An 18,793-nucleotide genomic window follows, 5' to 3' on the forward strand; every position below is an offset into this window, starting at 1 on the left:
AACTGTGGGAAGCGCGGACCCGTTTTCAGATCAGAGAGCGGCCGTGGCCGCGGAGGAGGCGACACATGTCGAGGAACACGAAGGTCGTTGTAGGTGGTGTGGCGGTCGGACTGATCCTGTTGATCTGGCTGCCCTGGTGGGTCTCATTCCTGATCATCGTGGGAGTGCCGGCGGCCGCGTATCTCACGCTGGATCCCGCGCAGCGGCGTCGGCTGCGCCGTGTCGCGGGCAAGGAGATCGGCCGCTGACACCGACACCCCGATTCCCCACCGCGCTCCCGTCCGGCGCGCGGCAGCAGAGCGGCAGAGCACCGTTCGCGGGGCTGCGGACAGCAGCTTCGCGGACGGCGCCCGACCACGTCAGAGGCCGGACGACAGGAACCTGCGGCGGCTCAACTCGGCCGTACGGCAAGCTTGTCGAGCGCCTCCAGGAGGCCCGGCAACTCGGGGCCCCGGCCCACCGGCAGCACCTCGCCCGGCTCTTCGTCGAGCAGGACGAACGCGATGTCGTCCGTCCGAGCCACCATCGACCAGCCGGGACCGTCGGCACGCAGCGTGCGCGCCTCGCCCGGCGCGAAGGACGATCTGACGCGGCCGAGGGGCGGCGGGGCGTCCACGTACGCCCGGGCCTCCGTCAGTACCCTGCGAACCCCGCTGTGGCCCGCCTGCGAGGCCTCTCCGCCGCTGTCCGAAGCGGCCTCCTCCTCCGACTCTGAGGCGTCCTCTGACGCGTCCTCCGAGGTGTCGTCAGCCGGCGACGACACCGGTGCCTCGCCCGCCTCACCCTGGGCCGCGAAGGCCGAGTCGTCGATCTGCTCCCGCCACAGGGCCCACTGCAACGCGATCTCGTCGGCGCCCAGCCTTCGCTGCGCAGGGCCCCAGGAGGCGGTGTCCGGTGGGGCCAGCGGCGGCCGGTCGACGAGGTCGGGGTCCGGATCGTGGGGCGCGGGCACATTGGGTGCCGAGACCGCGACCGCGAGCGGCCAGCCCGGCAGGGCCGCGACCACCGTGCGCGCGCTGGGCGAGAGGTCGTACTCCATGCCGCAGTCCCAGGACGCGATGGCGACCGCGACCAGCGACACGTCGTCGATGACGACCGTCCACCGCGCACCCTCGCCGTCCTGGCCGAGCACCAGGCCGTACCCGTCGGCGAGCGGCGCCATACCGAGCGCGGCGCAGGCCTCCGGGTAGTCGTCACCCAGCACACTCGGGAACTTCGCCGGTGTCAGCAGCACCGCCGTGAGCACATAGAGCGCGTCGTCCTCGGCGGCGACGGCCGCTTCGTCCGTGTCGGCCATCCCAGCCTCCCCATCGTTCGTCCAACGGCGCGCACCCTAGTGTGCGTGGAAGCCGCTTGTCACGGGTCCCAAGTGCACGCGGAGCTGCAGCTTTCCGTCTGGATGGGGCGAAATGACCACGGGCGATCCCGAAGTGTCAGGCCGCGGGGAGTCCCAGAAGGGCTCGGGCCACCGTCCGCGGCGACTCGTCGCGTTCTCTGGCGAGGGCGACCACGGCCCGGCACGCCAGCTCGCTCACCCCGAAGGACAGCGCCTCCGGGGACACCCAGCCCGCGGCCTCGTCGATCCGGTCCTGGTCGTCCTCCGCGCGTGCCGAGACATAGACAGCCGCGGCCTCGAACAGGTTGTGCGCCCGCCGTTCGGGGCTGTCGCCGGTCTCCGCGCGCGTGGAGGCGAGAATTCTGGCGAAGGTCTTGCGGGGCCTGTCGAACATGCTGACCACCTTCCCCTGCGTGGAGTTCTGTCGCCGACCGTCCATCTACTGCTACCCAAACTAGAGTTGGAGTCGCAGCGACAGAAGGGGAACTCCGCGGTGAAGCACCGGGAGTCGCTCGCAGTGGCGCGGCTCAGCTCTCACATACGGCCAGCGCCAGGAAGCGGGCGGCCTCGTCGGCGTACGACGTCATGCGCCACCCCGAACCGGCCAGCAGCGCCCGGAGATTGGGCTCCGCGCGCAGGTCGTCCGCGGTGATCTGCCGCCCCTGGCGTGCCGCGAGTGCCGCGCGGCCGATCGGATGGAACAGGGCCAGCGTGCCGCCGGGCCGCACCACACGCGCCAACTCCCGCAGATTCGCCTCCGGTTGGGGCAGATGCGCGATCAGGCCGGCCGCGAACACCGCGTCGAGCGAATCGGGGCGCAGCGGCAGCGCGGCAACATCGGCGAGCAGCAGGCACCCGTCACGGCCACGTCCGGCCCGTACGGCGGCCTCCAGCATGGCCGGGGTCAGATCGGCACCCAGCACCACTCCCGAGGGCCCCACGGCGGCACGCAGCGGCGGCAGCGCGCGCCCTGTCCCGCAGCCCGCGTCGAGCACACGGTCCCCCGCGCGCAGCGCCAGTTCGGTGACGGCCGCCGCGTAGGCGGGGCCGTCGTCCGGGAAGCGGCTGTCCCAGTCCGCGGCGCGCGCACCGAAGAACTCCCTGACGTGTGTGTGGTCGTCGTTCATGTCGCGCATGATCCCTCACCGACACGGATGGCGCTTCTGCGCACCCGTTCGCGCGTGACGCGGTCGTTCAAGCACCTCTCTGCGTCATATTGCGGCACCTTTCGAAATGCGCCCCCTTTGTGCACCCATGCCCCTACTAGCGTCCCCTGGTCATGGGACATCTGGACCACGCGACCTTCGGCTGGCTCACCCCCGTGCTGTCCTACGTGATGGCCTGCATGGGGTCCGCACTCGGGCTGCGCTGCACCGTCCGCGCGCTCGGCGCGACCGGCCGGTCGCGCCGCAACTGGCTCATCACCGCCGCCTCCGCGATCGGCACCGGCATCTGGACCATGCACTTCGTGGCCATGCTCGGCTTCGGCGTCAGCGGCACCGACATCCGCTACGACGTGCCGCTGACCGTACTCAGCCTCGTCGTCGCCATCGTCGTGGTCGCCGCGGGCGTCTTCGCGGTCGGCTACGGCCGAGACCGGGGGCGCGCGCTGTTCCTCGGCGGCCTCACCACAGGACTGGGCGTCGCGAGCATGCACTACCTGGGCATGGCGGCGGTACGCCTGCACGGTGACGTGAGCTACGACCCGACGCTCGTCGGACTCTCCGTCCTCATCGCCGTCGTCGCCGCGACCGCGGCCCTGTGGGCGGCCCTCAACATCAAGTCGCCCATCGCGGTCACCGTCGCCTCCCTCGTCATGGGGGCGGCCGTCGCCAGCATGCACTACACCGGGATGTTCGCGGTGCGCGTGCACGTCACCCCCTCCGGCGCGGTCCTGCCCGGAGCCACGGCGATGCAGTTCATCTTCCCGCTCGCCGTCGGCCTCGGCTCCTACCTGTTCCTGACCTCGGCGTTCGTCGCACTGTCGCCGACGACAGGAGAACGCGAGGCGACCGCCTCGGCCGAGCGGCCGACCGCGAGCGTCGCCCACTGACAAGCGGCCCGACCGACCGGGGGCCCGCCACGGCCCGCCCCGAAACCACTCCCGAGCGAGGAGGCCATGCGCAACCCCCGTAGGACCCCCAGAGCCGGCGCCGAGACGCCGCCGCCCGTGCGCGGTCGCCGCGCACACGCCGGACAACCCGCCGACGAACTCTTCGACGAGCCCCTGGACCCACCCCAGGAAGAGATACCCCCGCGCGCGGGACGATGGCGCATGCGCCCGCGCACCGTACGGGCCAAGATCGTCTGCCTGCTGATGGTGCCGGTCGTCTCCCTGCTCGCCCTGTGGGCGTACGCCACCGTCAGCACCGCCCAGGACGTCGCCCGGCTACGGCAGTTGCAGCGGGTCGACTCGGCGGTGCGCGGCCCCGTCACGGTCACCGTCGCCGCGCTACAGGCCGAGCGGTCGGCCGCGGTCCGCCACGCCATCGACCCCGCCGCCGAGCCGGGCGACGACCTGAGGAAGCTGGCCGCGAACACGGACCGGGCCGTCGCCCGGCTGCGGCTCGGCGACACCAGCACCGTCGCCGACGGCGAGGAACTGCCGGCCGGAGTCGCCCGGCGCCTGGAGACCTTCGTCACCGGAGTCGAGCGACTGCGCCCGCTGCGAGCCGACGTGCTCGCCCACCGCGCGGGCTGGGACGAGACCTACGGGCAGTACACGAAGACCATCTCGTCGGCCTTCGCCGTGGGCGGGGCGCTCTCCGGAATCCAGGACGCCGACTCCGGCTCCGACGCGCGCGTGCTGCTGGAGTTCTCCCGGGCCGCGGAATCGCTGTCCCAGGAGGACGTGGTCCTCGCCGTTGCCCGTCTCGACGGCCGCCTGGACGGTGAGCGGCTGCGGCTGTTCACCGGCGCCGTCGACACGCGCCGCACCCTCACCGACTCCGCCACCGCGGATCTGCGGGGCTCGGAGCGCACCGCCTGGCGCAACCTCGCCGACACCAGCGCCTACACCGTGGTCGGCACGGTCGAGGACAAGGTCCTCGCCGCCAACTCGGCCACCCGCGCCATCGATTCGGCCCCCGAGACCACCTGGGACACCGCGCACGCACGCGTACAGGACGGCATGCGCGCCATCGAGACGGACGCGGGCGGCGGAGTCGCCGACCGCGCCGATCCGTTCGCACGAGGACTGCTCACCCCGGCCGGCGCCGCCGTCCTGTTCGGGCTCGCCGCCGTCGTCGCGTCACTCGTCATCTCGGTACGCATCGGCCGCGGTCTCGTCGTCGAGCTGGTGAGTCTGCGCAACGACGCCCTGGCCATCGCCCGCCACAAACTCCCCGAAGCCATGCGGAGACTGCGCGCCGGGGAGGAGATCGACGTCCGCGCGGAGGCCCCGCCCGGACCGGCGGCGGAGGACGAGACCGGGCAGGTCGCCGAGGCCCTCGGCACCGTGCACCGGGCCGCGCTCAGAGCCGCCGTGGAACGCGCCGAACTCGCGAGCGGCATCTCCGGAGTCTTCGTCAACCTCGCCCGCCGCAGCCAGGTCCTGGTGCACCGTCAACTCAGCCTTCTGGACAGCATGGAGCGCCGCTCCGAGGACCCGAACGAACTCAGCGACCTGTTCCGCCTCGACCACCTCACCACCCGTATGCGACGGCACGCCGAGAGCCTGATCATCCTCTCCGGAGCGGCACCCGGCCGAGCCTGGCGCATGCCGGTCTCCCTGACCAATGTCGTCCGCGCCGCCGTGTCCGAAGTCGAGGACTACGCGCGCGTGGAGGTACGCCAACTCCCCGAGGCCTCCGTTCTCGGAACGGCCGTCGCCGACCTCACGCACCTGCTCGCCGAGATCGTGGAGAACGCCGCCCAGTTCTCACCGCCGCACACCCGCGTGCGCGTGACCGGCGAACCCGTCGGCAACGGCTACGCCATCGAGGTCGAGGACCGGGGCCTCGGCATGGGCCCGGAGACACTGGCCGAGGCCAACCGCCGCATCGAGCAGTCCGAGGCCCTCGACCTCTTCGACAGCGACCGGCTCGGCCTCTTCGTGGTCAGCAGGCTCGCCGCCCGCCACGGCATCAAGGTGCATCTGCGGACCTCGCCCTACGGCGGAACGACAGCGGTCGTACTGCTGCCGACGGCCCTGTTGCACGGCGGCGCGGCCGAACCTACCCCCCGCGCGGCGGCGGACGACGGACAACGGGCCGTGGAACGCGAGTACGCGCGCGTGCCCACCGCACCCCAGCACCACCAGGAGTCCGTCCCGGCAGCGGCCGACCGGCCCGCCCTGGCGTCCCCGCCCCGGGCCCCGGCGGAGCCGACCCGCGGTACCCCGCCCCCTGGAGTCACCACCTTGCGACTGCACCGTCCGCCCGAGGACACCGAAGGCCCCGAGGAGGGCGAGGACCTCCCCCGCCGGGTACGGCAGGCGAGCCTCGCCCCCCAGCTCCGCGAACAGCCCGCCGCGGACCGGGAACGGGCACCGGCCGCACCGCGCGACGAGCACCGCAGTCCGGAGGTCGTACGGGACCGGATGGCGGCCTACCGCGAAGGCTGGACGCGCGGCGGCGGCAGGCAACCGGGCCGCGGCTCCGCCCCAGGACCCGCGACGGGCAGTGACAGCAGCGAAGGAGACCCCGCATGATCCAGGACCCGAGCATGAGCGCCGCCCAGCGGTCCGGTGAACTCGACTGGCTGCTGGACGACTTGGTGATGCGCGTCAGCGAGGTACGGCACGCGGTGGTGCTGTCCAACGACGGCCTCGCCATCGGCGCCTCCACCGACCTCGACCGCGAGGACGCGGAACACCTCGCCGCGGTCGCCTCCGGATTCAACAGCCTCGCCAAGGGCGCGGGGCGCCACTTCGGCGCCGGGGGAGTGCGGCAGACCATGGTGGAGATGGACGACGGATTCCTGTTCGTGGCGGCGGCCGGAGACGGCTCCTGCCTGGCTGTCCTGACCGCTGTGACCGCCGACATAGGCCTGGTGGCGTACGAGATGGCACGGCTGGTCAAGCGCGTCGGCGAGCACCTGTACACGGCGCCGCGCGTCGGTGCGCGGCCACCCGCCGCCGGATGAGGCGAGAAGGCGGTCCGCTCCGATGACCGAAGACATGGCCGGTGTCCCGCACGAACCGGGCAGCCAGTGGTACGACCAGGAGGCCGGGCCTCTCGTCCGCCCCTACGCCATGACGGGCGGACGTACCAGACCAGGCCCCACAGGAGTGCGCTTCGACCTGATCGCGCTGGTCACGCTGGACGCGGGCGCGCCCGGCTTCGACGACGACACCGGGCTCGGGCCGGAACACCGGGCCCTCATCGACCTGTGCCGCACGGAAACCCAGTCCGTCGCCGAGCTGGCCGCCGGAGCGGACCTCCCCCTGGGGGTGGTCAGGGTGCTCCTGGGCGACCTCCTGGAACTCGGCTGCGTCACCGTCAGCCGTCCGGTGCCACCCGCGCAGCTTCCCGACGAACGAATTCTGCGCGAGGTGATCGAAGGACTCCGGGCACTGTGACGAAACTTCACCACCACTTGAACGCGTACGACGACGACTTGTGCAGCCGTCCGCACACCGAACAGGTGCGAGACGGTCACATCGGGCAAATAGCGGTCGAACTGCCCGATGTGAGGTTGTGCTTGCCAGGATGCACACCTACGGACGTCGACCGTTGCCGGTACTCCCGAGAGAAGTGATCGATGGTCTCCGAGCACTCCGATGCCGAAGGCGGCGAGACGACCGCCCTGGCGTTGAAGATCCTGGTCGCCGGCGGATTCGGCGTGGGCAAGACCACCATGGTGGGCGCGGTCAGCGAGATCAGGCCGCTGCGCACCGAGGAACTGCTCAGCGAGGCCGGCCAGTTGGTTGACGACACCGACGGCGTGGACCAGAAGGTCACGACGACCGTCGCCATGGACTTCGGCCGCATCACCATCAGGTCCGGCCTCTCCCTCTACCTGTTCGGCACACCGGGCCAGGACCGCTTCTGGTTCCTGTGGGACGAACTGTCGCAGGGAGCCCTGGGCGCCGTGGTCCTCGCCGACACCCGGCGCCTGGAGGACTGCTTCCCCGCGGTCGACTACTTCGAGCACCGGCGCATCCCGTTCGTGGTGGCCGTCAACTGCTTCACGGGCGCCCGCAGTTACGGCGCCCGTGACGTCTCCCGCGCCCTGGACCTCGATCAGGGGACGCCGGTGGTCCTCTGCGACGCCCGGGACCGCGACTCGGGGAAGGAGGTGCTGATCCGGCTCGTCGAGTACGCCGGACGGATGCACACCGCCCGGATGCTCGACTCGGTGGGCTGAGCCGCGGCTCTCACTCCGAAATGCCCTTCAGCGCCACGACCTTCTCGATCCTTACGCGGACGAGGAGTTCGCCCGGCACCCCATTGCGGGCGCCGAACTCCTCGGCACGCTCCTCGCCCATGTACCGGGCGCCGATCCGGGCGGCCCAGTGACGGAGTTCGCCCGGTTCCTCCGACAACACGGCGCGCCCCTGCAACACCACGAAGTCGAACGGCGGCCGATCGTCGTCCACGCAGAGGGCGACTCGCCCATCACGGGCCAGATTGCGCCCTTTTACCGTTCCTTTCGCGGTGTTGAACACCACGTCGTCCCCGTCGAGCAGGAACCAGATCGGCGCCACATGTGGGCTCCCATCGGCGCGAACGGTCGACAGCTTGCCCGTGCGCGTGCCGTGCGAGACGAACGCCCGCCATTCCTCGTCGGTCATGTTCTGTGCCATGCCCCTATCCTCCTTGCTCGGGCGGCGGGCGTGGTGAAGGCTGACGGGAGATCCTCCGGCCAGGGGGAGACGCGACGCGGGGAGGCCGGAACATGGCGCAGAACCAGAAGCTGAGCTGGCTGCTGGACGATCTGACCGAGCGCGTCGAGCATGTACGCCACGCTCTGGTCCTGTCCAACGACGGACTGGTGACCGGCGCGAGCACGGGACTTCGCCGCGAGGACGCGGAACACCTCGCCGCCGTCTCCTCCGGACTGCACAGCCTGGCCAAGGGTTCGGGACGCCACTTCGGAGCCGGCGGTGTGCGGCAGACGATGATCGAGTTCGACGACGCCGTCCTGTTCGTCACCGCCGCGGGCAGCGGCAGTTGTCTGTGCGTGCTGAGCGGTGTGAACGCGGACATCGGCCAGATCGCCTACGAGATGACCCTGCTCGTCAACCGCGTCGGCGAGCACCTCGGCGTGGACGCCCGGCAGCCCGAGCGAACCCCGGTCACAGAACTCTGACCTGCGTTTTCTTCCGCTTTCGCGGAGTTATCCACAGGCCCGCCACGAGATTCTCCGAACCGGCTACGGTTTGTTCATCGCGAACGCACACAGCGTGAGCAACGGACTCCACGGGGGAGCTCGACCATGGCAGGCAACACCAGCACCACACTCTTGGAACTCTCGTGCACGCCGACTCGCGCGGCACGGGAACTGGGCCTCAAACGAGGCGAGTTCGACCTCGCCGTCCATCTCGGACGCATCCGCACCGTGCCCGACCAAGGGGGCGGCGGCCGACGCGTCGCCCATAGCGAGATCGACCGGCTGCGCTCGGCGGAGGGCTTCCCGGAATCGCTCGCGGAGAGCGTAAGGACCGTGGGGACCACGGACGGCGCGGCCCTCATGGAGGTCACCACCGCCAGGTTCACCCGCCTCGCCCGGCTGGGACTGGTGGTCCCGGTGCGGTTCTACCTGAACCGCTACCGAGCCGTGGTCTGGCTCTATCTCGCCGAAGAACTACGGCAGTTCGCCACCGACAAGAACCACACCTCACTGCTGAACGGCCGCACGCCCGAAGGACTGCGCGACCAACTCCAGGAGGGGCTGGATCTGCGGCCCCGCAACTGGCGCGGACGCCATCTCGGCTTCCTGCTGCACGAGGCGGACGGCCCGTGGGAACGCGCGGGCGCCCTGTCCGCCCTGCTCGATCCCGTCCAGGTCGCCGAGATCGTCCAGGACCCCTACGAGCGTGCCCACCTGAACCGGTTCCGGCCGGACCCGCCAGCCCACGGAGCACCGGGCTCGCCCTCCGCCCGTCTCGCCGAGCGGATCATGACGGCGGACGACCCGGACGAGATCGGCTGGCTGCGGGCGGACCTGGCCCAAGTGCTGGCCGAAGCACGCCACCAACGCCCCGCACCACGACCCGCCTCCCAACCGGCCGGACCACCGTCCTCCCCGAGCGAAGACCAGCCCGAGCCGGCACCGGAACTCCGGCGACCACGCGGCATGCTGAGCTGGCTGCGCCGCAGAAGCGCGTGAGCCGCAGCGCATAGCCGTCAGCTACAGCGCCCTGAACAGCCCTTCCTGGACGACCGAAACGAGCAGGCGTCCCTCCAGGTCGTAGATGCGCCCGCGGGCCAGACCGCGTCCGCCCGTCGCGATCGGGGACTCCTGGTCGTACAGGAACCACTCGTCCGCGCGGAACGGGCGGTGGAACCACATCGCGTGGTCCAGCGACGCCATGTCGAAGTTCCGCGGCCCCCACAGGGGTTCGACGGGGATCCGGACGGCGTCCAGGAGCGTCATGTCGCTGGCGTACGTCAACGCGCAGGTGTGCACCAGCGGATCGTCGCCGAGCGGCCCCACCGCACGCATCCACACGGCGCTGCGCGGCTCGGCGTCCTTGATCTCCTCGGCGCTCCAGCGCAGCCCGTCCGCGTAGCGGATGTCGAAGGGCTGACGGCGCGCCATCCGCTCCAACTGCTCGGGCAGCACGCCCAGATGGGCCCGCACCTCCTCCGACACCGTCGGCAGGGACTCCGGGTCCGGGACCTCGCGGGCCGGCAGCTGGTGCTCGAACGGACCTTGCTCAGGCTTGTGGAAGGAGGCGGTGAGATTGAAGATCGTGCGTCCCTGCTGCACGGCGGTGACCCGACGGGTGGTGAACGACCGCCCGTCCCGCACCCGTTCGACCTGGTACACGATCGGCACGCCCGGCCGGCCCGGGCGCAGGAAATACGCGTGCAGCGAGTGCACGGGCCGGTCGCCCTCCGTCGTGCGCCCCGCGGCGACCAGCGCCTGGCCGGCCACCTGGCCGCCGAAGACCCGCTGGAGGGACTCGTGCGGACTGCGGCCACGGAAGATGTTGACCTCGATCTGCTCCAGGTCGAGCAGGTCGACGAGCCGCTCTGCCGGGTTCGTCATGGGTGGGATTCTCCTGTGCTCACAGCTGTCCGACGTCGGTGACACGGACGACCGCACGGCCCTCCGCGTCGGAGGCCGCGAGATCGATCTCCGCGCTGATGCCCCAGTCATGATCGCCGTTCGGGTCGGCGAAAATCTGTCGAACGCGCCACAGGCCGTGCTGCGGCTCCTCCTCGATGAGCAGGAGCTTGGGCCCGCGGGCGTCGGGACCGGTACCGAGGTCCTCGTACTCGTCCCAGTACTTGTCCATCGCCTCGCCCCAGGCGTCCGCGTCCCAGCCGGACTCGGCGTCCAGCTCGCCCAGCTCCTCGACGTGGTCGAGGGCCGCGAGCTCCACGCGGCGGAACATCGCGTTGCGCACCAGGACCCGGAAGGCGCGCGCGTTCGCGGTGACCGGCTTGACCTGGTCGGCCTTCTCCTGGGCCTCCTCGGCGGTCATCTCCGCCGGGTTGGCCAGCTGCTCCCACTCGTCCAGCAGGCTGGAGTCGACCTGGCGCACCATCTCGCCGAGCCAGGCGATCAGATCCTCCAGGTCCTCGGACTTGAGGTCGTCCGGGACGGTGTGGTCGAGGGCCTTGAAGGCACTGGCGAGGTAGCGCAGCACGATGCCCTCGGTGCGGGCCAGCTCGTAGTACGAGGTCAACTCCGTGAAGGACATGGCCCGTTCGTACATGTCCCGGATCACGGACTTCGGCGACAGTGGGTGGTCGCCGACCCACGGGTGGCTCTTGCGGTACGTGTTGTACGCGTGGAAGAGCAGTTCCTCCAGCGGCTTGGGGTAGCTGACGTCCTGGAGGCGCTCCATGCGGTCCTCGTACTCGACGCCGTCCGCCTTCATCGCGGCCACCGCCTCGCCGCGCGCCTTGTTCTGCTGGGCGGCCAGGATCTGGCGCGGGTCGTCCAGCGTGGACTCGACGACGGACACCATGTCCAGGGCGTACGAAGGCGATTCGGGATCCAGCAGCTCGAACGCGGCGAGCGCGAAGGTCGACAGCGGCTGGTTGAGGGCGAAGTCCTGTTGCAGGTCGACCGTGAGGCGCACGATACGGCCCTCGGCGTCCGGGGTGTCGAGCTTCTCGACGATGCCACCGTCCAGGAGCGAGCGGTAGATGGCGATCGCGCGCCGGATGTGCCGCAACTGCTGCTTGCGCGGCTCGTGGTTGTCCTCCAGAAGATGCCGCATCGCCTCGAAGGCGTTGCCCGGGCGGGCGATGACCGACAGCAGCATCGTGTGCGTGACCCGGAACCGGGACGTGAGCGGCTCCGGCTCGGAGGCGATGAGCTTCTCGAAGGTGCCGTCCGTCCACCCGACGAAACCCTCGGGCGCCTTCTTGCGGACCACCTTCCGGCGCTTCTTCGGATCGTCGCCCGCCTTGGCGAGCGCCTTCTCGTTCTCGACGACGTGCTCGGGCGCCTGGGCGACGACCAGACCGGCCGTGTCGAAGCCGGCGCGGCCCGCGCGGCCCGCGATCTGGTGGAACTCACGGGCCCGCAACGTGCGCACCCGAACGCCGTCGTACTTGGCCAGCGCCGTGAACAGCACTGTGCGGATGGGCACATTGACGCCCACCCCGAGCGTGTCCGTACCGCAGATGACCTTCAACAGGCCCGCCTGTGCGAGCTTCTCCACCAGGCGCCGGTACTTGGGCAGCATGCCGGCGTGATGCACACCGATGCCGTGCCGCACGTACCGCGAGAGATTGCGGCCGAACTTGGTGGTGAAGCGGAAGTTGCCGATCAGCTCGGCGATCTGGTCCTTCTCCTCGCGCGAGGACATGTTGATGCTCATCAGCGCCTGCGCCCGCTCCACGGCCTGCGCCTGGGTGAAGTGGACGATGTAGACCGGCGCCTGCCGGGTCTCCAGCAGCTCGGTCAGCGTCTCGGTGAGCGGGGTCAGCTTGTACTCGTAGGACAGCGGCACCGGACGGGTCGCCGAGCGGACCACCGACGTGGGTCGCCCGGTGCGCCGGGTGAGGTCCTTCTCGAACATCGCGACATCGCCGAGCGTGGCCGACATCAGGATGAACTGGGCCTGCGGCAGCTCCAGGATCGGAATCTGCCAGGCCCAGCCGCGGTCCGCCTCCGCGTAGAAGTGGAACTCGTCCATGACGACCTGGCCGACGTCCGCGTCCTTGCCGTCGCGCAGCGCGATCGACGCGAGGACCTCCGCGGTGCAGCAGATGATGGGGGCGTCCGAGTTGACGGACGCGTCGCCGGTCAGCATGCCGACGTTCTCGGTGCCGAACATCTTGCACAGCTCGAAGAACTTCTCCGAGACCAGCGCCTTGATCGGGGCGGTGTAGAAGGTGACCTCGTCCCGCGCCAGCGCGGCGAAGTGCGCACCGGCGGCGATCATGCTCTTGCCGGAGCCGGTGGGCGTCGACACGATCACGTTCGCACCGGAGACCACCTCGATCAGCGCCTCCTCCTGATGGGGGTAGAGCGTGAGACCCCGCTCCCCGGCCCACGACTCGAAGGCTTCGTAGAGGGCGTCGGGATCTGCGGTCGGCGGCAACTGGTCGATGAGGGTCACGACCCCATCTTGCCTGGCGCCGTGACCGATGGGGGAATCGGCTGCGGAGATGAAGATCGCTACCGCTACGCTGTGTCGCCGACAGAGTGTCAGGGCGCCCGAGCAACTGACCGGCGGCGTAAGAGGAATGGGGCGGGGAACGGCCATGATGGGACCAGCACACTCACTGTCGGGAGCGGCGGCCTGGCTCGGCGTCGGAGCGGCGACCGCCGCGGCAGGACACCCGATGCCCTGGCCGGTGGTCCTGGTCGGTGCCCTGATCTGTGCCGGCGCCGCGCTCGCCCCGGACCTCGACCACAAGGCGGCGACCATCTCCCGGGCCTTCGGTCCCGTGTCCCGGACCGTGTGCGAGGTCGTCGACAAGCTCTCGTACGCCGTCTACAAGGGGACCAGGAAGGCGGGCGACCCGCGCCGCAACGGCGGGCACCGCACGCTCACCCACACCTGGCTGTGGGCGGTCCTGATCGGCGCGGGCAGTGCGGGCGTGGCGATCCTGGGCGGTCGCTGGGGCGTGCTGGCGATCCTCTTCGTGCACATGGTGCTGGCCATCGAGGGCCTGCTGTGGCGGGCGGCCCGCGGCTCCAGCAGCGACATCCTGGTGTGGCTGCTGGCGGCGACCAGCGCGTGGATCCTCGCCGGAGTGCTGGACAAGCCGGGCAACGGTTCGGACTGGCTGTTCACGGACCAGCACCAGTACCTGTGGCTGGGCCTGCCGGTCGTGCTGGGCGCGCTGGTGCACGACATCGGGGACGCCCTGACCGTCTCCGGCTGCCCGATCCTGTGGCCGATCCCGCTGGGCCGCAAGCGCTGGTACCCGATCGGGCCGCCGAAGGTGATGCGGTTCCGCGCGGGCAGCTGGGTCGAGCTCAAGGTGCTGATGCCGGTGTTCATACTCCTCGGGGGAGTGGGCTGCGCGGCGGCACTCAACGTGATCTGAGGCCCGAGCCCGGTTCCGGCGTCGGCAGTGGCTCACGCTCCGCCGGAACCCTCGCCCGCTCCGCCGCCGTAGCGCCGCTCGAACCGGGCGACGCGGCCTTCGGAGTCCACCGTCCTGGCCTTGCCGGTGTAGAAGGGGTGGCTCTCCGAGGAGATCTCCACGTCCACGACCGGGTAGGTCTCGCCGTCGTCCCAGTCGATGGTCCGGTCGCTGGTGGCGGTGGACCTGGTCAGGAAGGCGTATCCGGCGGAGCGGTCACGGAAGACCACGGGGTGGTAGTCGGGCTGCTTGTCCTGCTGCATGACTGTTCCTCCTGCGACGGGAGTGCGGATGACGGCCGAGGGGCGGCGAGGTCAGCCGTAGAGCGAGTCCTCGTCCTCGTCGACGATGTGCATCGCGGCCTCCTCGGCGGAGGCCGCCGCGCCGTCGATGCCCACGTCGGTGGCGATCAGCCCGCTCTCCTCGTCCTCGTGCGCCCCTTCGTCGGGGGCCACGAGCCGGCCGGACCGGATGTCGCCGACCTCGATGTCCAGGAGCTCGCCGTCGGTGTCCTCCGAGTCGCCGAGACCGTCGCCGTCGGTCACCGTGACATCCGGGACCTCCTCGGCGAGCCGCTGGTCGAGCGTCTCGCCGTGCTGACGCTCGGCGGCCGTGACATCGGCGCGTTCCACCGCCCAGGGGCGCTCCGGTGGGGACCAGCCGCGGTCGAGCGGGTCCTCGACACCGTCGGCCACCAGGGTGTCCTCCGCGTCGAGCAGGCCCGCGTCGTCCTGTACCTCGGATCCGTCGGGCTGGTAGACGTCGTCTCCCCATCCGTCGGCGCTGTTCACGGGTACCTCCAGGTGGTGGGGACCGGCCCGTACTCACCGCGTCCGGCGGCGGGCCGCCGCTGTGCGGGGCACAGGCGGAGCCCGGCACGAACCCCATGGTTCCCGGGCACTCCCCGAACCGGTGCCGCTCCCCAGCCTTCCACCCCTTTTCCCCCGCGCGCAACGGCACGGGCCCGGACCTGGCCCTGTCGGGGGAGCGGGACCGCGACAGGCGAGGCTCCGCCGCGTGGGCGGGACCGGCCCGCATCGGCCCGCGGGCTTCCACGGACCCGCAGGCCGGTCGCCACTCTTCCGGCCCGCGGAGTTCCACGGACCCGTTGGCCGGTCACCGCACCACCGGTGGAGCTACCCGTGCCACGACCTCCAGAGCGCCGCGTACGCTCCCTCCGCCGCGACCAGTTGATCGTGGCTGCCCAGTTCGCTGATGCGGCCGTTCTCGACGACGGCGATGACGTCCGCGTCGTGGGCGGTGTGCAGCCGGTGGGCGATCGCGACGACCGTGCGGCCGTCGAGGACACGGGCCAGCGAGCGTTCCAGATGGCGGGCCGCACGAGGGTCGAGGAGCGAGGTCGCCTCGTCCAGGACCAGGGTGTGCGGATCGGCCAGCACCAGCCGGGCCAGCGCGATCTGCTGGGCCTGGGCCGGGGTGAGCGCCAGCCCGCCCGAGCCGACCTCGGTGTCCATGCCTTCGTCCAGCGCCCGCGCCCACCCGTCCGCGTCGACCGCGCTCAGTGCCGCCCACAGCTCCGCGTCCGTCGCGTCGGTCCGGGCGAGCAGGAGGTTGTCGCGCAGGGAGCCCACGAAGACGTGGTGCTCCTGGTTGACGAGGGCCACATGGGAGCGGACGTGTTCGGCGGTCATTCGGGAGAGTTCGGCACCGCCCAGGGTGATCCGGCCGTCCCGGGGCGCGTAGATGCCGGCGAGCAGCCGCCCCAGGGTGGACTTGCCCGCGCCCGAGGGGCCGACCAGGGCCAGCCGGGTGCCGGGCGCGACCTCCAGGGACACCTTGCGCAGCACGTCGACGCCCTCGCGGTAGCCGAAGTGCACCCGGTCCGCGTGCACGTCCCGGCCCTCGGGGGACAGCCCGGCATCGCCGGCATCGGGCTCGATGTCCCGGACGCCGACCAGCCGGGCCAGCGAGACCTGGGCGACCTGGAGCTCGTCGTACCAGCGCAGGATCAGGTTCACCGGGTCGACGAGCATCTGCGCGAGCAGGGCGCCCGTGGTCAGTTCGCCCACTCCGATCCAGCCGTGCAGGACGAACACCCCGCCGAGCATCAGGACCGAGCAGAGCACTGTCACATGGGTGATGTTGATGACCGGGAAGAGCACCGACCGCAGCCAAAGCGTGTAGTTCTCCCAGGCCGTCCACTCCTTGACGCGGCGCTCCGTGAGGGCGATGCGCCGGTCGCCGAGGCGGTGCGCCTCGACGGTGCGTCCCGCGTCCACGGTCTCGGCGAGGGCCGCGGCCACGGCGGCGTACCCGGCGGCCTCGGAGCGGTAGCCGGCGGGTGCGCGCTTGTAGTACCAGCGGCAGCCGACCACCAGCAGCGGCACCGCGATCAGTACGGCGGGCGCCAGCGTCGGCACGGTCACCACGAGGCCGCCGAGCAGCAGCAGCGCCCAGACGACACCGATCGCCAACTGCGGTACGGCCTCGCGCATCGCGTTGGCGAGCCGGTCGATGTCGGTGGTGATGCGGGACAGGAGGTCGCCGGTGCCCGCCCGTTCCAGGACGCCCGGGGGCAGTCCGACCGACCGTACGAGGAAGTCCTCGCGCAGGTCGGCCAGCATCCGTTCGCCGAGTGTCGCGCCGCGCAGCCGCACCTGCCGGATGAAGCAGGCCTGGACGGCGAGCGCGGCCCCGAACAGCCCGATGGTCAGGCCCAGATGAAGGTTCCGCGCTCCGTCCGACACCCGCTCGACCAAGTCGCCGAGCAGATAGGGGCCCACCATCGACGCGATCACCGCGACCGTGTTCACGGTCATCAGGAGGAGGAAGGCCCGGCGATGCCGACGGAACAGTTCGGACACGTACGCGCGGACGGTCGCCGGGGCGCCGACCGGCAGGGTGTTGGCCGTGGTCGGTGCCGCCGGATCGTACGCCGGGGGTGCCACGCCGATCATGCGCTCTCCTCGATCTCTTCCAGTGCGTCGCGCAGCGCGACATCGTGGTCGGCCAGGCTGCTGCGCAGAGTGGTCTCGTCGGCGACGGTGTTCCGCAGCGCCGTCTCCTCCTCCGTCTCACGGGTCACCACGGCCCGGTACCGCGGTTCGCCCCGGAGCAGTTCGCGATGGGTGCCGACCGCCACGACCTCGTCCTCGTGCACGAGGACGACCCGGTCCGCGTGGTCCAGGAGCAGGGGCGAGGAGGTGAACACCGCCGTGGTCCGGCCGGTCCGCAACGTCCGTACGCCGTCCGCGATCCGGGCCTCGGTGTGGGAGTCGACGGCGGAGGTCGGCTCGTCCAGGACCAGTACCTCGGGGTCGGCGATCAGCGACCGGGCCAGGGCGAGCCGCTGGCGCTGGCCGCCGGAGAGGGAGCGTCCGCGTTCGGTGATACGGGCGTCCATCGGGTCGTTGGTGTCGAGCGACCCCTGCGCCAGCGCCACCAGTACGTCACCGCACTGCGCGGCGGCCAGGGCCTCCTCCGCGCCGACCGCACCCGAGGAGGGCACATCGAGCAGTTCGCGCAGCGAACCCGACAGCAGCACTGGGTCCTTGTCCTGCACGAGGACAGCGGTGCGCGCGGAGGCGAGCGGGAGTTCGTCGAGCGCCACGCCGCCCAGGAGCACCGACACGCCTGTCTCGGAGGGGTGTCCGCCGAGGCGTTCCGCGAGCCGCCCGGCCGCGTCGGGGTCGCCGCACACCACGGCGGTGAACCGGCCGGACGGCACGAGCAGACCGGTCGCCGGATCGTACAGATCCCCGGCCGGCACCTTCGCCGCCCGCGTTCCGACGGTGTCGGTGACCCGTTGCAGGGACAGCACGCGCGCGGCGCGTTTGGCCGAGGGACGCGAGAAGGAGTACGCCATGGCGATCTCCTCGAAGTGCCGCAGCGGGTAGGACAGGACCATCACCGCGCTGTAGACGGTGACCAGTTCGCCCACCGTGATCCGGCCCGCGCGGGCCAGGTGCACACCGTGCCAGACGACGACGATCAACAGCAGGCCCGGCAGCAGCACCTGGATCGCGGAGATCAGCGACCACATCCGGGCACTGCGCACGGCAGCGTGGCGCACCTCCTGGGAGGCACGGCGGTAGCGGTCGAGGAACAGGTCCTCACCGCCGATGCCGCGCAGCACCCGCAGTCCGGCGACCGTGTCGGAGGCCAGCTCGGTGGCGTGTCCCGCCTTCTCGCGCTGCACGTCCGCGCGCCGGGTGGCGCGCGGCAGCAGCGGCAGTACGGAGACCGCCAGCACGGGCATGCCCACGGCGACGACGACACCGAGCGCCGGTTGGTACACGAACAGGCCGACACACACGAGGACGACGGTCAGCGCGGCGGCCAGGAAGCGGGACAGTGCCTCCACGAACCAGCCGATCTTCTCGACGTCCCCCGTGGACACGGCCACGACCTCACCGGCCGCGACCTGCCGGGTCAGCGCCGAGCCGAGCTGGGCGGCCTGACGGCCGAGCAGCTGCTGCACGCGGGCGGCGGCGGTGATCCAGTTGGTGACGGCGGCCCGGTGAAGGAAGGTGTCGCCCACGGCGATGCCCGCTCCGCACAGCGCCATCAGCCCACCGGTCAGGGCGAGCCGACCACCGGAGCGGTCGACCACGGCCTGGACGGCGAGTCCCACACAGAACGGCAGCGCGCAGACGGACACGAAGTGCAGCAGTCCCCAAGCCAGCGACTTGAACTGTCCGCTGAGCTGGTTGCGGCCGAGCCACCACAGGAATCGGGGCCCCGAGCGGGCGTCCGGCGCACCGGGGTCGGGATACGGAAGGTCTTGAATCTGCATGACGTCCCAGTGGCTCTGGTCGGGGCGGCGGAA

At 71.1% G+C, this 18,793-nt stretch carries 19 protein-coding genes; 9 read left to right on the top strand and 10 right to left on the bottom strand.

Annotation, left to right across the window (positions count from 1 at the left end; translation table 11 throughout):
* Positions 1–65: 65 nt before the first annotated feature.
* Complete coding sequence (locus tag ACIQPR_RS08530) at positions 66–248, top strand: hypothetical protein (RefSeq protein ID WP_403643943.1); 183 nt, start codon at positions 66–68, stop codon at positions 246–248.
* Positions 249–391: 143 nt separating this feature from the next.
* On the opposite strand, the gene ACIQPR_RS08535 is transcribed toward ACIQPR_RS08530, so the two are convergent.
* The 3 genes from ACIQPR_RS08535 to ACIQPR_RS08545 form a co-directional block, all read right to left on the bottom strand.
* Positions 392–1,297: a hypothetical protein gene (locus ACIQPR_RS08535; RefSeq protein WP_403643946.1), complete on the bottom strand. Its 906-nt coding sequence runs from the start codon at positions 1,295–1,297 to the stop codon at positions 392–394.
* A gap of 136 nt (positions 1,298–1,433) precedes the next feature.
* Positions 1,434–1,730: a hypothetical protein gene (locus ACIQPR_RS08540; protein ID WP_403643948.1), complete on the bottom strand. Its 297-nt coding sequence runs from the start codon at positions 1,728–1,730 to the stop codon at positions 1,434–1,436.
* Positions 1,731–1,863: 133 nt separating this feature from the next.
* Positions 1,864–2,463 (bottom strand): class I SAM-dependent methyltransferase, encoded by a 600-nt coding sequence (locus tag ACIQPR_RS08545; RefSeq protein ID WP_403643950.1) that lies wholly within the window; start codon positions 2,461–2,463, stop codon positions 1,864–1,866.
* A gap of 152 nt (positions 2,464–2,615) precedes the next feature.
* Here ACIQPR_RS08545 and ACIQPR_RS08550 point away from each other — a divergent pair, with 152 nt between their 5' ends.
* The 5 genes from ACIQPR_RS08550 to ACIQPR_RS08570 all read left to right on the top strand — a co-directional run bounded on the left by ACIQPR_RS08550 (position 2,616) and on the right by ACIQPR_RS08570 (position 7,645).
* Positions 2,616–3,389, top strand: coding sequence for an MHYT domain-containing protein (locus tag ACIQPR_RS08550; RefSeq protein ID WP_403643953.1), 774 nt, complete (start codon positions 2,616–2,618; stop codon positions 3,387–3,389).
* Between the two features lie 66 nt (positions 3,390–3,455).
* Entirely contained in the window at positions 3,456–5,987 is a 2,532-nt protein-coding gene (locus ACIQPR_RS08555; protein WP_403643956.1) for a nitrate- and nitrite sensing domain-containing protein, read from the top strand.
* Positions 5,984–6,421, top strand: a complete 438-nt coding sequence (locus ACIQPR_RS08560; RefSeq protein WP_403643959.1) for a roadblock/LC7 domain-containing protein — start codon at positions 5,984–5,986, stop codon at positions 6,419–6,421. The genes ACIQPR_RS08555 and ACIQPR_RS08560 overlap by 4 nt, the downstream gene beginning before the upstream one ends.
* Before the next feature lie 22 nt (positions 6,422–6,443).
* Complete coding sequence (locus ACIQPR_RS08565; protein ID WP_403643961.1) at positions 6,444–6,857, top strand: DUF742 domain-containing protein; 414 nt, start codon at positions 6,444–6,446, stop codon at positions 6,855–6,857.
* 182 nt (positions 6,858–7,039) lie between these two features.
* Positions 7,040–7,645, top strand: coding sequence for a GTP-binding protein (locus tag ACIQPR_RS08570; RefSeq protein ID WP_403643964.1), 606 nt, complete (start codon positions 7,040–7,042; stop codon positions 7,643–7,645).
* A gap of 10 nt (positions 7,646–7,655) precedes the next feature.
* Here the strand turns inward: ACIQPR_RS08570 and ACIQPR_RS08575 are convergent, their stop codons facing one another.
* A complete protein-coding gene (locus tag ACIQPR_RS08575; RefSeq protein ID WP_403643967.1) occupies positions 7,656–8,084 on the bottom strand; it encodes a PPOX class F420-dependent oxidoreductase in 429 nt (142 codons plus the stop codon).
* 92 nt (positions 8,085–8,176) lie between these two features.
* On the opposite strand from ACIQPR_RS08575, the gene ACIQPR_RS08580 reads away from it, so the two are divergent.
* Both ACIQPR_RS08580 and ACIQPR_RS08585 read left to right on the top strand, forming a co-directional pair.
* Positions 8,177–8,590 (top strand): roadblock/LC7 domain-containing protein, encoded by a 414-nt coding sequence (locus tag ACIQPR_RS08580; RefSeq protein WP_403643969.1) that lies wholly within the window; start codon positions 8,177–8,179, stop codon positions 8,588–8,590.
* Positions 8,591–8,716: 126 nt separating this feature from the next.
* Complete coding sequence (locus ACIQPR_RS08585; RefSeq protein ID WP_403643972.1) at positions 8,717–9,610, top strand: DUF6397 family protein; 894 nt, start codon at positions 8,717–8,719, stop codon at positions 9,608–9,610.
* A 21-nt stretch (positions 9,611–9,631) separates the two neighbouring features.
* Here the strand turns inward: ACIQPR_RS08585 and ACIQPR_RS08590 are convergent, their stop codons facing one another.
* Positions 9,632–10,495, bottom strand: coding sequence for an acyl-CoA thioesterase (locus tag ACIQPR_RS08590; protein WP_399120799.1), 864 nt, complete (start codon positions 10,493–10,495; stop codon positions 9,632–9,634).
* Between the two features lie 19 nt (positions 10,496–10,514).
* Complete coding sequence (locus ACIQPR_RS08595) at positions 10,515–13,028, bottom strand: DUF3516 domain-containing protein (RefSeq protein WP_403643975.1); 2,514 nt, start codon at positions 13,026–13,028, stop codon at positions 10,515–10,517.
* A 145-nt stretch (positions 13,029–13,173) separates the two neighbouring features.
* Here ACIQPR_RS08595 and ACIQPR_RS08600 point away from each other — a divergent pair, with 145 nt between their 5' ends.
* A complete protein-coding gene (locus ACIQPR_RS08600) occupies positions 13,174–13,965 on the top strand; it encodes a metal-dependent hydrolase (RefSeq protein ID WP_403643977.1) in 792 nt (263 codons plus the stop codon).
* A gap of 32 nt (positions 13,966–13,997) precedes the next feature.
* Here ACIQPR_RS08600 and ACIQPR_RS08605 read toward each other — a convergent pair whose 3' ends face one another.
* The 4 genes from ACIQPR_RS08605 to ACIQPR_RS08620 all read right to left on the bottom strand — a co-directional run bounded on the left by ACIQPR_RS08605 (position 13,998) and on the right by ACIQPR_RS08620 (position 18,760).
* A complete protein-coding gene (locus tag ACIQPR_RS08605; RefSeq protein WP_403643980.1) occupies positions 13,998–14,267 on the bottom strand; it encodes a type B 50S ribosomal protein L31 in 270 nt (89 codons plus the stop codon).
* A gap of 51 nt (positions 14,268–14,318) precedes the next feature.
* Positions 14,319–14,795, bottom strand: coding sequence for a DUF5709 domain-containing protein (locus ACIQPR_RS08610; protein ID WP_403643983.1), 477 nt, complete (start codon positions 14,793–14,795; stop codon positions 14,319–14,321).
* A gap of 345 nt (positions 14,796–15,140) precedes the next feature.
* Entirely contained in the window at positions 15,141–16,922 is a 1,782-nt protein-coding gene (locus tag ACIQPR_RS08615; protein WP_403643986.1) for an ABC transporter ATP-binding protein, read from the bottom strand.
* Positions 16,919–18,760, bottom strand: a complete 1,842-nt coding sequence (locus ACIQPR_RS08620; RefSeq protein WP_403643989.1) for an ABC transporter ATP-binding protein — start codon at positions 18,758–18,760, stop codon at positions 16,919–16,921. Before ACIQPR_RS08620 ends, ACIQPR_RS08615 begins: the two co-directional genes overlap by 4 nt.
* Between the last annotated feature and the right edge of the window lie 33 nt (positions 18,761–18,793).

Source organism: Streptomyces sp. NPDC091280 (assembly GCF_044768565.1).
GTDB lineage: Bacteria > Actinomycetota > Actinomycetes > Streptomycetales > Streptomycetaceae > Streptomyces.